This is a genomic window from Flavobacterium sp. KACC 22758 (assembly GCF_028736135.1).
Taxonomy (GTDB): domain Bacteria; phylum Bacteroidota; class Bacteroidia; order Flavobacteriales; family Flavobacteriaceae; genus Flavobacterium; species Flavobacterium johnsoniae.
Genome location: NZ_CP117878.1, coordinates 105,996 through 119,559 on the forward strand (window position 1 = coordinate 105,996; position 13,564 = coordinate 119,559).

General features: G+C 34.0%; 14 protein-coding genes and 1 tRNA gene. 8 read left to right on the forward strand and 7 right to left on the reverse strand.

From position 1 onward, the window contains the following. Positions 1 to 143 precede the first annotated feature (143 nt). A tRNA-Leu gene (locus tag PQ462_RS00520) sits at positions 144 to 223 on the reverse strand. A 288-nt stretch (positions 224 to 511) separates the two neighbouring features. Here PQ462_RS00520 and PQ462_RS00525 point away from each other — a divergent pair. The 4 genes from PQ462_RS00525 to PQ462_RS00540 all read left to right on the forward strand — a co-directional run bounded on the left by PQ462_RS00525 (position 512) and on the right by PQ462_RS00540 (position 4,211). Further along, positions 512 to 1,453: a ribose-phosphate pyrophosphokinase gene (locus PQ462_RS00525; RefSeq protein WP_012023211.1), complete on the forward strand. Its 942-nt coding sequence runs from the start codon at positions 512 to 514 to the stop codon at positions 1,451 to 1,453. 127 nt (positions 1,454 to 1,580) lie between these two features. Beyond that, the gene (locus PQ462_RS00530) at positions 1,581 to 2,192 is read left to right on the forward strand and encodes a 50S ribosomal protein L25/general stress protein Ctc (protein ID WP_274251973.1); all 612 of its coding nucleotides are present in this window, start codon (positions 1,581 to 1,583) and stop codon (positions 2,190 to 2,192) included. Between the two features lie 637 nt (positions 2,193 to 2,829). Next, a complete protein-coding gene (gene pth, locus PQ462_RS00535) occupies positions 2,830 to 3,459 on the forward strand; it encodes an aminoacyl-tRNA hydrolase (protein ID WP_274251975.1) in 630 nt (209 codons plus the stop codon). A 140-nt stretch (positions 3,460 to 3,599) separates the two neighbouring features. Then, complete coding sequence (locus tag PQ462_RS00540) at positions 3,600 to 4,211, forward strand: superoxide dismutase (RefSeq protein WP_012023214.1); 612 nt, start codon at positions 3,600 to 3,602, stop codon at positions 4,209 to 4,211. Between the two features lie 664 nt (positions 4,212 to 4,875). Here the strand turns inward: PQ462_RS00540 and PQ462_RS00545 are convergent. The 4 genes from PQ462_RS00545 to PQ462_RS00560 all read right to left on the reverse strand — a co-directional run bounded on the left by PQ462_RS00545 (position 4,876) and on the right by PQ462_RS00560 (position 8,976). Continuing rightward, positions 4,876 to 6,774, reverse strand: coding sequence for an amidophosphoribosyltransferase (locus tag PQ462_RS00545; protein WP_274251977.1), 1,899 nt, complete (start codon positions 6,772 to 6,774; stop codon positions 4,876 to 4,878). A gap of 82 nt (positions 6,775 to 6,856) precedes the next feature. Then, a complete protein-coding gene (locus tag PQ462_RS00550; protein WP_149205804.1) occupies positions 6,857 to 7,780 on the reverse strand; it encodes a PfkB family carbohydrate kinase in 924 nt (307 codons plus the stop codon). Between the two features lie 220 nt (positions 7,781 to 8,000). After that, positions 8,001 to 8,405: a hypothetical protein gene (locus tag PQ462_RS00555; protein ID WP_274251978.1), complete on the reverse strand. Its 405-nt coding sequence runs from the start codon at positions 8,403 to 8,405 to the stop codon at positions 8,001 to 8,003. Further along, a complete protein-coding gene (locus PQ462_RS00560; RefSeq protein ID WP_274251979.1) occupies positions 8,389 to 8,976 on the reverse strand; it encodes an RNA polymerase sigma factor in 588 nt (195 codons plus the stop codon). Before PQ462_RS00560 ends, PQ462_RS00555 begins: the two co-directional genes overlap by 17 nt. Positions 8,977 to 9,281: 305 nt before the next feature. Here PQ462_RS00560 and PQ462_RS00565 point away from each other — a divergent pair, with 305 nt between their 5' ends. Further along, positions 9,282 to 9,629 carry a DUF6249 domain-containing protein gene (locus tag PQ462_RS00565; protein ID WP_121362668.1) on the forward strand — a complete coding sequence of 116 codons (348 nt, stop codon included), beginning with the start codon at positions 9,282 to 9,284 and terminating at the stop codon, positions 9,627 to 9,629. 55 nt (positions 9,630 to 9,684) lie between these two features. Here the strand turns inward: PQ462_RS00565 and rnhA are convergent, their stop codons facing one another. Continuing rightward, on the reverse strand, positions 9,685 to 10,161 hold the full coding sequence (gene rnhA, locus PQ462_RS00570) for a ribonuclease HI (RefSeq protein WP_012023220.1): 477 nt from the start codon (positions 10,159 to 10,161) through the stop codon (positions 9,685 to 9,687). Between the two features lie 65 nt (positions 10,162 to 10,226). Then, positions 10,227 to 10,796: a phosphoribosylglycinamide formyltransferase gene (gene purN / locus PQ462_RS00575; RefSeq protein WP_274251980.1), complete on the reverse strand. Its 570-nt coding sequence runs from the start codon at positions 10,794 to 10,796 to the stop codon at positions 10,227 to 10,229. Between the two features lie 175 nt (positions 10,797 to 10,971). Between purN and PQ462_RS00580 the strand changes: the two genes are divergently transcribed. The 3 genes from PQ462_RS00580 (at position 10,972) to rnc (ending at position 13,452) form a co-directional block, all read left to right on the forward strand. Beyond that, positions 10,972 to 11,208, forward strand: coding sequence for an acyl carrier protein (locus tag PQ462_RS00580; protein ID WP_007137004.1), 237 nt, complete (start codon positions 10,972 to 10,974; stop codon positions 11,206 to 11,208). A gap of 240 nt (positions 11,209 to 11,448) precedes the next feature. Then, positions 11,449 to 12,702 (forward strand): beta-ketoacyl-ACP synthase II, encoded by a 1,254-nt coding sequence (gene fabF / locus PQ462_RS00585; RefSeq protein WP_044047537.1) that lies wholly within the window; start codon positions 11,449 to 11,451, stop codon positions 12,700 to 12,702. 9 nt (positions 12,703 to 12,711) lie between these two features. Beyond that, the gene (gene rnc, locus PQ462_RS00590; protein ID WP_012023223.1) at positions 12,712 to 13,452 is read left to right on the forward strand and encodes a ribonuclease III; all 741 of its coding nucleotides are present in this window, start codon (positions 12,712 to 12,714) and stop codon (positions 13,450 to 13,452) included. The last annotated feature ends 112 nt before the right edge of the window (positions 13,453 to 13,564 follow it).

A 13,564-nucleotide genomic window follows, 5' to 3' on the forward strand; every position in this document is an offset into this window, starting at 1 on the left:
CGCAAAATGGGAGTTATGAGGTTTAAATTATATAAATAAATCTAAATATTAAGTTGAAAACCAGACTTATTCAATAAACTTACATAGCTTATTTTTAAAAAATACCATAAAAAAACCTCTTCCGTTAAGAAGAGGTTTTTATGTACCCGGAGCCGGAGTCGAACCGGCACGGTTTCCCACAGGTGTTTGAGACCAGCGCGTCTACCAATTCCGCCATCCGGGCTTAGCAGACGAAAAAATAATGATAAAACCATTATTTTAACACAATAGAATGAACTAATAATATGCCCATTCCTTTAACACGGTGCAAATGTAAAAAATAAAATTAGAAATTCTAATAAAAAATCTCAAATATTTACTTCCAGTGTTCGATTAATTTTATAAATTTGCAGCTCGTTAAAACGAAGCACACACAACTAACTACATCCGAGACATTTATGAGTACTCTGCTTTATCTTAAAAGATATTGCTGGATTTTTATAAGCGTAACGGAATAAAACAACAAATTATAATGTCGCACCTAGAACCAGAAGCTAAAATTTTTGCTTGTTCACAAAGTGTTTATCTTGCAGAAAAAATTGCAGAACAGTACGGAATTCCGTTAGGAAAAGTAACGATGTCAACGTATAGTGATGGAGAATTTCAGCCGTCTTACGAAGAATCAATTAGAGGGTTACGCGTTTTTATCGTGTGTTCAACTTTTCCATCGGCAGATAATTTGATGGAATTGTTATTAATGATTGATGCAGCAAAACGTGCATCAGCAAGACATATTACAGCTGTTATGCCTTATTTTGGCTGGGCAAGACAGGATAGAAAAGATAAGCCAAGAGTGCCGATTGGAGCGAAGTTAGTAGCAAACCTATTAACAGCTGCAGGAGCAACAAGAATCATGACGATGGATTTGCATGCAGATCAAATTCAGGGATTCTTTGAAAAACCGGTAGATCATTTATTTGCATCTACAATCTTTTTGCCTTACGTGCAGAGTTTAAATTTAGAAAATTTAACGATTGCATCTCCAGACATGGGAGGATCAAAAAGAGCTTATGCTTACTCTAAGTTTTTAGAATCAGATGTAGTAATCTGTTACAAACAAAGAAAAGCTGCCAACGTTATCGACACTATGGAATTGATTGGAGAAGTAAAAGGTCGTAACGTAATCTTAGTAGATGACATGATCGATACAGGAGGAACTTTAGCGAAAGCTGCAGATCTTATGATCGAAAAAGGAGCGCTAAGTGTAAGAGCAATTTGTACACATGCTATTTTATCTGGCGGTGCGTATGAAAAAATTGAAAATTCAAAATTAACAGAATTGATCGTAACCGATTCTATTCCGTTAAAGAAACATTCAGACAAGATTAGAGTAGTGAGTTGTGCACCTCTTTTCGCAGAAGTTATGCACATGGTGCACCACAACAATTCCATTAGTGGAAAATTCATAATGTAAGAAGCAATAGGCTGTAGGCTTTAAGCCGTAAGCTTTGTTTCTCATTTAAAAAGCCTAAAGCCTAAAGCCTATGGCCTAAAGCTTACAACAATTAAGAATATTTATTTAATAACTATATTTTTTTACAATGAAATCGATTACAATTAAAGGATCAGAAAGAGAAAGCGTGGGCAAAGTGTCAACTAAAGCCTTACGTAATGCTGGAGCGGTTCCTTGCGTGTTATACGGAGGAAATCAGGCAGTACACTTCTCAGCAGACGCTGCAGCGTTCAAAAACTTGATTTACACTCCAAATGCACACACAGTTGTGATTGAGCTTGGAAAAGGAAAATCATTCAATGCAATTTTGCAAGATATTCAAGTTCACCCTGTAACTGACAAAATTTTACACATCGACTTCTTCCAATTATTTGATGATAAAGAAATCACAATGGAAGTTCCTGTGAAAATCGTTGGTACATCTAAAGGTGTTCTTGCGGGAGGTGTTTTACGTTTAAACCAACGTAAATTAAAAGTTAAAGCTTTACCAGCAAATCTTCCTGATTTTGTTGAAGCTGACATTACTCCACTTGAAATGGGTAACAAATTATATGTTACTAAAGTTGGAAAACCAGAGTACAAAATTATGCACCCAGACAACACAGTTGTTGCTCAGGTAAGAATCTCTCGTGCTGCTATGAAAGCTGCTCAAGAGGCTGCAAAAGCTGCAAAAGCTCCTGCAAAAGGAAAGAAAAAATAATTTTTTTTCACTCAATACAAAAAGCCTCAATCTTACGATTGGGGCTTTTTTTTAGATGCTAAGTTTCTAAGATACTGAGATGCTAAGGTTTTTTATTGTGAAAAGGCCACGACTCCGCTCAGTCTGACACATATAATATTTGTCTGGCAGAGCGGAGTCGAAACCCTTTTTTTTATGATTTGTTTTTAGAAGCAGAATCTTTGCGGGTTTTTCAAGACGTAAAATTCCTGCCATCCGCTGTATCTTTTCCTGGTTAAAGAAACCAGAAAAAGGATGCCGCTTCTGTCAGGGCTAGTAAGGAAGTATCTTTTTCATAAGATTCGAAGTTGCTAAGATTCTGAGGTGTTAAGTTTATCATTATTGTCAGGCTGAGCGAAGTCGAAGCCCGCTCAAAGGATGGAATTTAGATTGTCGAGCTTCTTGCGTTCCTTCGACTCCGCTCCGGATGACAAGAAAATCTGCGAGAGAGATTTTGCTTGTGTCCTTTGCCTTTGCACATCTCGATAGAAACTATTTCTTAGCGACCTTTGCGTAAATCCTTTGCGCCCTTTGCGGTTAAAATTCACCCAGTAAACAATTCTCTAATTTTCAAATTAACCAATTGCCACATTCTCTAATTAATCTTACTTTTGCAATCATGATAAAATGGATAACAAAACTGTTTTCATCAAAATCAAAAGAAGAGAACATAGGAGACAATATGAAGAAATATTTAATCGTTGGATTAGGAAATATCGGGGCCGAATACGTAAACACCAGGCATAATATCGGATTTAAAGTCCTAGACTTTTTAGCAAAAAAAGAAGGACTTTTATTCGAAACCGTAAAATTAGGTTCTTTGGCTGAATACAAATTCAAAGGCAGAACTTTCTTTCTGCTTAAACCAAACACTTACATGAATTTAAGCGGAAAGGCTGTGAAATATTGGATGGATAAGGAAAACATTCCATTAGAGAATATTTTGGTTATTACAGACGATTTAAATCTTTCTTTTGGAACAATTCGTATCAAGCCAAAAGGAAGTGATGGCGGTCACAACGGACTTAAAAACATCAATTTAGTTTTAAATACGCAAAATTATACCCGATATAGATTTGGCATCAGCGATCAATTCAAAAAAGGACAGCAGATAGATTATGTTTTAGGAGAATGGAATGCTGAAGAGGAAGCAAAACTGTCTGAACGTTTAGAAGTATCGGCAGAAATTATAAAAACCTTCGGAACGGCAGGTTTAGAAAATACCATGACGACATTTAATGGAAAATAAAGATTTTCAAGTGTTTATATTGTAAAAATGTAAATTATCAGTGAATTTAATTCAATTATAACGAAATAGTATTTTCAATTCCAAAGTTAAATGTCTAAATTTGGGATAAATTATTTATAAACCATAAAAATCATATTACCATGGCTTTTGAATTACCACAATTACCTTATGCATACGATGCATTAGAACCACATATTGATGCACGTACAATGGAAATCCATCATACAAAGCACCACAATGCATACACTACAAATCTTAACGCAGCTATTGCCGGAACAGATTTAGAAGGAAAAACAATCGAAAACATCTTAATTAACTTAGATAAATCTAACGCAGCAGTTCGTAACAATGGTGGAGGTTTCTACAACCACAATTTATTCTGGACTGTAATGTCTCCAAACGGAGGAGGATTGCCAACAGGAGATTTATTAGCTGCTATTGAATCTTCTTTTGGAAGTTTCGAAGAGTTTAAAGCAAAATTTGCTAAAGCCGGAGCAACTCAGTTTGGTTCTGGATGGGCTTGGTTAACAGTTCAAAAAGGAGGAAAATTAGAAGTTGTAGGTACTCCAAATCAAGATAATCCATTAATGCCGGAAGTTGCTGGTCACGGTGGAACTCCAATCTTAGGAATGGATGTTTGGGAGCATGCTTACTACTTAAACTACCAAAACAGAAGACCAGATTATATTGAAGCTTTCTTCAGTGTAATTAACTGGACAGAAGTTGCAAGAAGATTTGCTTTAGACAAATAAGAAAAAAATAGAATAAAGATTATAGAAAAAAGACGAGTGCCTAAAGGTGCTCGTTTTTTTTGGTTCATATTTTTTTAGAGAGTTTCTTCTATAATCTTTACTCCTCTCTCTTAAAAGAAGAAAATAAAAAAGGTGGAATTTCTTCCACCTTTTTTGCCCCAAATCTACCATAAACTTAACCTACTAATGTTATGGTTTAGTAAATGTATGGTGACTATTTTTATGAAAAAAACTTTTTAGATAAAAAGCAAATATATTCGATAAAGTCAATGTAAGCTCTGTAGAGCAATATCTAATAAGAATTAAATAAAAAAGGCGGAATTTCTTCCACCTTTTTTGCCCCAAATCTACCATAAACTTAACCTACTAATGTTATGGTTTAGTAAATGTATGGCAGCTATTTTTGTGAAAAAAAAAATTCTGATGAAAGGTAAATATATCCGACAAAATGAAGATAATTGTCTAAGATTGAAATGTTTCAGTTTATTCCAATAAAAAAGGTGGAATTGCTTCCACCCTTTTTGCCCCAAATCTACCATAAACTTAACCTACTAATGTTATGGTATCTCAAAAGTATCGCAGCTTTTCAATTTCACCAAACAAACAGGATGAACGGCAAAAAAAACCGATGAAATGCACTATTTAACCTTTTGTTAATACTTTTTTAATAAGCTCTCGCGTCTTTTCCTTCGTAGAAATTTATAAAAGCACGGTTTACAACACGATTTCCACCCGGAGTAGGATAGTCTCCAGTGAAGTACCAATCGCCTAAATTTTTAGGACATGCTATGTGTAAATCGGCTACAGTTTGGAATATGATTTTTACTTCGGCATTAATTTCCGGAGAGCTTAGCATTTCTGCAATTTTATCTGAGATTTCTTCATCAGTAAATTGATCATATATTGCTGTAACATAATTCACAACATCTTTATCTGCGAAATTTTCTTGTGCTTTACATTTAGCATAAACTTCGTCTACAATATGGTAAAGGTTTCTTTCTTTTAATAAAGCAAGAGCTGCTCTAAAAGCAACTAAACCTTCTAGTTTTGCCATATCAATTCCGTAACAATCAGGATAACGAATTTGTGGAGCAGATGAAACGATTACAATACGTTTTGGTTTCAAACGATCCATCATTTTAATGATACTCATTTTCAATGTGGTACCACGAACAATACTATCGTCGATAATTACTAAATTATCTTCTGGTTTAATTACACCGTACGTAACATCGTAAACGTGAGCCACTAAATCGTCACGGCTGCTGTCTTCTGTAATAAAGGTTCTAAGTTTAGCATCTTTAATGGCAACTTTCTCGGTGCGTATTTTTACAGCTAAAAGTTCCTGAAGTGTTTCAGCAGTTAATGTGTTTCGGTTTTCTAAAATATAATTGTTTTTTCTCTGGTTTAAGAAATCCTGTGCAGCTTCGACTAAACCATAAAATGAAGTCTCAGCTGTATTAGGAATATAAGAGAAAACAGTATTATCTGTATCGCTGTCAATTGCTTTAAGAACAGCAGGTAAAATTAATTTTCCTAAATCTTTACGTTCTTGGTAAATTTCGGCGTCACTTCCTCTTGAGAAATAAATTCTTTCAAACGAACAAGCTTTTTTGATTGTTGGTTCCAGGATTTGTTTCATAGAAACATTTCCGTTCTTTTTGATAATCAAAGCATTTCCCGGATCAATTTCCTGAACGCTTTCAAAAGGAACATTGAAAACAGTTTGAATAACTGGTCTTTCAGAAGCTACCACAACAACTTCGTCATCTTGATAAAAATAAGCTGGACGAATTCCGGCTGGATCTCTAAAAACAAAAGCATCACCATGACCTAATAAACCGGCCATAGCATAACCACCATCTAAGTTTTTAGCTGAACGAGCTAATATTTTAGCAATATCCAAACGCTCTGCAATAACTGGAGAAGCTTCTCTTTTAGAATACCCTTCAGCTTTACAGTCTTGGTACAACTGCATTACTTCCTTGTCTAAGAAATGACCAATTTTTTCCATTACAGTAACAGTATCAGCCATTTCTTTCGGATGCTGACCCAATTCAACCAGATTTTCGAAAAGCTCTTTAACATTTGTCATGTTGAAGTTTCCTGCCAAAATTAAGTTACGGTGCATCCAGTTACTTTGACGTAAAAACGGGTGAACACTTTCGATGCTGTTTTTTCCAAAAGTTCCGTAACGAACGTGACCTAAAAACAATTCGCCTACATAAGGAATGTTTGCTTTTAAATCTTTCATGTTGTCTCCCAATTCAGGATGAGCTTTTAGTTCTTCACTAACACGTTCATTGATTTGTTTGAAAACATCTTGGATAGGTTGTGAATGATTTGAACGAACTCTGCTGATATAGCGCTGTCCAGGTTCAACATCAAGTTTAATACTAGCAAAACCAGCTCCGTCTTGTCCGCGGTTGTGCTGTTTTTCCATCATTAAATACATTTTCTGAATTCCGTAAAATGCAGTTCCGTATTTTTCTTTATAATATTCAAGCGGTTTAAGAAGTCTGACTAAGGCTATACCACATTCGTGTTTTAAAGCGTCGCTCATTGTTTTTTTATTTTTTTGTTGTGTTGTAAGTTGTGTGTATTAACGTAATAAAAAAGCCCCGTTTTATCGAGGCTCTTAGGCATTATATTTCTATGTCAAACTGAGTTAACGACTTAAATTGCTGTAATCGAATCGCTACTTCGGCCTTGCTTAATGTTTCCATCCTTTCGGTTCCAAATTTCTCTACGCAGAACGAAGCTAAATTTGATCCGTAAATAATTGCATTTTTCATGTTGTTAAACGAGATGTTTTCGCTTTGCGCAATAAATCCAGAGAAACCACCTGCAAAAGTGTCTCCAGCTCCAGTTGGATCAAAAACATCTTCTAATGGTAAAGCTGGTGCAAAGAATACTTCTCTATTGTGGAATAAAAGTGCTCCATGCTCTCCTTTTTTGATTACCACATATTTTGGTCCCATATCCTGGATTTTAGAAGCTGCTTTTACTAATGAATATTCACCTGAAAGCTGTCTTGCTTCTTCGTCATTGATTGTAATAACATCTACACGTTTAATAACGTCTAATAATTCCGGAAGAGCGCAGTCCATCCAAAAGTTCATAGTGTCTAAAACTACTAATTTTGGTTTTTTCTCCATTTGGTCTAAAACACTGCTTTGTACTAATGGGTGTAAGTTTCCTAACATCACAACATCAGCATCTTTGTAGTTTTGAGGAACTTTTGGCTGAAAATCAGCTAAAACGTTCAGCTCAGTTGCAAGAGTATCTCTAGAATTTAAATCGTTGTGGTACAAACCGCTCCAGAAAAAAGTCTTTCCTCCTTTTACAATTTCGATACCAGAGATATCAATATTTTTTGAAGTTAAAAGATCTAAATGTTCTTGAGGGAAATCGTCGCCAACTACAGAAACAATGGCCGATTGCAAGTTAAAAAATGAAGCTGATAAACCAATATACGTTGCAGCACCACCTAAAATTTTATCTGTTTTTCCGAAAGGAGTTTCAATCGCGTCGAAAGCAACTGTTCCAACAATCAATAATTTATTCATTTTATGAATTTCGAATTAGGGTGCAAAGATACTCTATAAGTTACAATCTTGCAACGGTTTAGGTTCTCAAAATTTTCATAAAAAAATAATATCGATTTCGGGTCTAATTATGGTGTAAATGAATGAATTATATTTGGTTTTAATCAGTGCTTAAAATATATATTTTGGATTTAAATCGCAAGTTTTATTTTTGGAAAATTCCGATGTTTTTTAAAGATGCCTACAAATCATACTTCTTATCAAAATAATTTTTCAAAATCCCAACTTGAACTAAAATCATAAAAGGAACAATCAATATTGCGTACATAATGTTTTTAGAGAAATGAATTCCTGAAAATGAACTTGCAATTTTATCAGAATATAATTTCCCGATTTGTTCAATTTCAATATTGTTTTCTGAAACTGAAAAAAACGAAATATAAATCACCAATAAAGCCACAGCTATTCCAATCGAAATCCAGATTGGTTTAGAAATTAAAGGTTTGTATACACTTAATTTTTTCTCTTCTAAAACTTGAACATTTGCCATAATTTTAGAAGTAAAATCTATTGATGGCGACTGCAGTTTGTCTTCGGCCATCATTTTTTCAATAAGTTGTTCTATATTTTTATCGCTCTCTTTCATAACATTCTATTATTTCGGGTTCTAACTGCTGTCTCAAAATTACGGCTAATTTTTGTCGGCTTCTAAATAATTTTACTTTAGCATTATTTGCCGATATATTCATGATTTTTCCAATTTCTTCTAAATTCTGATCGTCAAAATAAAATAAAGTCAAAAGGAAGTTTTCGTCATTGGGTAACAAATTTAAACATTTCTGAATGGTCTGCTTTCGTTCTTTTTCTTCAAAAAGGCTCAAAGCATTATCCATTGTTTTGATTAAGTGCGAAGAAAAATCATCTATCGAAATATTTAAATCCTCTTTTTTACTTTTCTTTAATCTGTCCAGACACGTATTATAAGCGATTTTATAAATCCAAGTCGAAAATTTAGAATCGCCTTTAAATTTATTCAGTGAACTATAAATCTTTATAAACGTGTCTTGAGCAACTTCTTCAGCTTCTTCCCGGTTTTTTACCATTTTGAGTGCCAATGTAAAGATCATATCTTTATAACGATCCACAAGAACGGCAAACGCATTTGTCTCGCCCTGCAGAATTTTATCGATATAATGCTGATCATTTATTGTACACATATTATATAGGACGACAATTTGTTTGTTTGGGTTACAAGAAATTTGAAAATAAATTCTAAATTTTTTAAAACTCAAATTCCAAATTCCACACTTTAATATATAATAAAGTATAGGAGTTGAACTTTTACAAGATTTTAAAGTTTGACAAAGCTGTGTCAATGAATAAAATAAAATCAAAATTAATTGATTATCAGTTGGTTTTGGGATTTTGAATTTAAAATTTAAAATTTTTTCCCAAAAGCTGTAACCTCAATTTAAAAAGTCTCGTCATATGGAGTATCAATCAATTTAAAAACGTAAATATTATGGACGACAAAATTTTAATTCCAGTTAGTTTTTTCTTAATGATCTTCGGGATCGTTTATTTAATTTATTCAACCAGAAACAGAGAACGTCTGGCACTTATAGAAAAAGGAGTAGATGCCAGCATCTTTTTGCAGGGAAAAGGAAACGGCGTTCCGGCCTGGAAAATATTTGTTGTGAATCTGGCCTTCTTATTAATAGGAAGCGGAGTTGGAATTTTTCTGGCTTTACTAATCACAACCTATACTTCTCTTAATGATGGAGCTGTTTATCCTTCGATTATTTTTATAATGGCCGGAATTGGACTTTTAACAGGATTTAAAACTGCCAAAGATCTGGATAAAGAATAAGAGAAGTAAAAGTTTAAGTTAGTAAAAAAGGGCATCAAATATTTGATGCCCTTTTTTATTCTTTAGATCCTATGGTTTCGTAGTAAACATCTACAGAAAGTTTTGGCTGCATTGATGCCATTACAGCAAGCTGGTCGCAGCGTTCGTTTTGCGGATGGTTATTGTGTCCTTTTATCCATTTAAAATCAACCTTATGTTTTCGGTAAGCAATTAAAAAACGTTTCCACAGGTCAGGATTTTTTTTTCCTGTATATCCTTTTTTTTCCCAGCCGAAAACCCATTTTTTTTCGACAGAATCAACAACATATTTGGAGTCTGAAATTACTAAGACTTTCATGTTGGGATTTTTGAGTTTTTCTAAACCCACAATTACAGCCAGAAGTTCCATTCGGTTATTGGTAGTCAGACGAAAGCCCTCATAGAATTCTTTTTTATAAGGAGTGCCTACCAATTCCATTACCACGCCGTAACCGCCATTGCCTGGATTTCCTTTTGCTGCACCATCTGTATATATATGTACTTCGTGACTCATTTATTTATTTTAGATTGACTTTAGATTGCAGATTGTATGGCTTTATCTAAAATTTGAATTTATATTTAAGAATTTGCATCTAATAATCTATGGATAATTTCAGGAAAATGTTTTTGTTCTAATTCATGAATCTTTTCAGCAACAGTTTCAGGAGTGTCTTCTTCGGTTAAAAGAACGTTTTGCTGAAATATAATACCGCCTTCATCATAATTCTCGTTTACATAATGAATAGAAATTCCGGTTTCTTTTTCCTTATTATTCACTATCGCCCTGTGAATGTGCATTCCGTACATTCCTTTGCCTCCATACTTAGGTAAAAGTGCAGGGTGAATGTTGATTATTTTATTGGGATAGTGCTCAATTATGTTTTCAGGAAATTTGAGTAAAAAACCGGCAAGGATAATTAAATCCGGGTCGATTTTTTGTATTTTTTGTAATACATTTCGTTCTAAAAGTTCATTTTTTGAGAAGATTTCGACCGGAATTTGATGATTTTTTGCTCTGTCAATAACTTTTGCCGAAGCATTATTTGTAAAAACCGAAACGACCTTGGCAATTTCGATATTCGAAAAATATTTTATAATGTTTTCTGCGTTAGTTCCTGATCCTGAGGCAAAAACGATAATTTTTTTCATGATTGAATTTATTTTTAGAATGCAAAAAACGGAATAAAAATCGAAAATAAATAGCTTTAAAAGACCTTTCTTGAAATTAATTTTATAAATTAGTGTCACATTTATAAACTAAATAGTTGTTTTAAAATAAAGTTTTTTATTTTTGCCAACAAATTAAATTCTAAAATTAAAGATTATGTCAGACATTGCATCAAGAGTAAAAGCGATTATCGTAGACAAATTAGGTGTTGACGAAAACGAAGTTGTAACAGAAGCAAGCTTCACTAATGATTTAGGAGCTGACTCATTAGACACTGTTGAGCTTATTATGGAATTCGAAAAAGAATTTGATATTCAAATTCCAGACGATCAAGCAGAAAACATTGCTACTGTAGGTCAAGCTATTTCTTATATCGAGGAAGCTAAAAAATAATAATACCACACCCGAATTTTAAAAATTCCAAAGTTTGAATATCCAAATTCCAAAATTGGCGTTTGTTTTTTACAAAATTGAAATTTCTAAAAATCGGGTGTTATTATTTTTTAAAATTTAAATTTCGATTGATTTTCAATCAAAAAGATATATTTATATTGTAATACCCATGGCTCTTAAGTAGCAATACAATTAAGAAAGCATGGGTTTTATTTGTTTAAAGACACAAAATACATAATTATGGCATTAAGGCGAGTTGTTGTAACAGGATTAGGTGCACTTACTCCTATCGGGAATAATATCCAGGAATATTGGAATGCACTTGTGAATGGGGTAAGCGGAGCCGCTCCTATCACATATTATGATACAGAGAAGCATAAAACGAAATTTGCCTGCGAAGTAAAAAACTTCAACATTGAAGATTACATGGATCGCAAGGAATCTCGCAGACTAGATAAATTTGCTCAATATGCAATTGCTGCCAGTGACGAAGCTATTAAAGATGCTGGTCTAACAAATGATAATATCGACAAAACAAGAGTAGGTGTTATCTGGGGAGCTGGAATTGGAGGGTTAGAAACTTTCCAGGAAGAAGTAATGTATTATGCAAAAGGTGACGGAACTCCAAAATTCAATCCGTTTTTTATACCTAAAATGATTGCCGATATTGCTCCTGCGCATATTTCAATGCGTAACGGGTATATGGGACCAAATTATACTACCGTTTCTGCATGTGCATCTTCTGCAAATGCATTAATCGATGCTTTTAACTACATTCGTTTAGGAATGTGCGATGTTATTGTGTCTGGTGGTTCTGAAGCTGCTGTTACCATTGCAGGTATGGGTGGTTTTAGTTCAATGCACGCTTTATCTACAAGAAATGAAAGTCCTGAAACAGCTTCAAGACCTTTTGATGCAACCAGAGATGGTTTCGTTTTAGGAGAAGGAGCAGGAGCTTTAGTTCTTGAAGATTATGAGCACGCAAAAGCAAGAGGCGCTAAAATTTACTGTGAAATTGGCGGCGGCGGAATGTCATCTGATGCTTACCATTTAACAGCACCGCATCCGGAAGGAATTGGAGTTATCGCAGTAATGAAAAATACACTAAAAGATGCCGGAATGAACCCGGAAGATGTTGATCATATCAACACTCACGGAACTTCTACTCCACTTGGAGATGTGGCTGAATTAAAAGCAATCAGTAATGTTTTTGGTGAACACGCTAAAAACATTAACATCAATTCAACAAAATCAATGACAGGACACTTACTTGGCGCTGCCGGAGCTATCGAAGCAATTGCTTCTATTTTGGCAATGCAGCACGGAATTGTTCCTCCAACGATTAACCATACTGTTGTTGATGAAAATATTGATCCATCATTAAACCTTACTTTAAACAAACCTCAAAAAAGAGAAGTGAATGTTGCTATGAGTAACACGTTTGGTTTTGGCGGACACAATGCTTGTGTATTGTTTAAAAAGTTAGCTGACTAATTTTCGGATATGAATATTATCAAAAAAATATTTTCTAAATCCCGTTCTCTAGAAGACGGGATTTTTTTTGACACTATTCAGAAAATTCTTGGTTTTCAGCCTATAAATATCGAATTTTATAAAAAAGCCTTTACACATAGATCATCAAATAAATTAGATGAAGCAGGACATCCTATAAATTACGAAAGACTTGAATTTTTAGGAGATGCAATGCTAAGTGCTGTAATTGCTGCACATTTGTTTAATAAGGCGCCAAATGGAGACGAAGGTTATTTAACAAAAATGCGTTCAAAAATCGTGAGCCGCGAACATTTAAATGAACTTGGCAAAGATTTGAATTTAGTGCGTTTTGTAGAAAGTAAAGTACCAGTACAGCATTTTGGAGAAAATATTCATGGTAATATTTTCGAATCGCTTATTGGAGCTATATATTTAGATAAAGGGTATTCGTACTGCGAAAGATTTATTCAAAAAAGAGTAATTACACCTTATGTTGATATTGCGAGACTCGAAGGAAAAGTAATTAGTTATAAAAGTTTAGTTATCGAATGGTGTCAGAAAGAAAAGAGAATCTTTCACTACGACATTTTTGAAGATAATGGCATCGACGGACAGCGTTTGTTTGGTGTCAAATTAAGTATAGACGATAAAGTGGTCGCAAGAGCGCGGGCAACTTCAAAAAAGAAAGCAGAAGAAAAAGCTTCGCAAAGAGCCTATTTTGCATTTCAGGAAAAAATTGACAAGAAATAATTACAAAAATGCTGTAGTTTTCTTAACGCTAAATCGTTTTCGTTTATAAATTAATAAAAACAAGCTGCTTATAACTATTGATGCTCCGTTAGAAATAGTATATTTACAACTT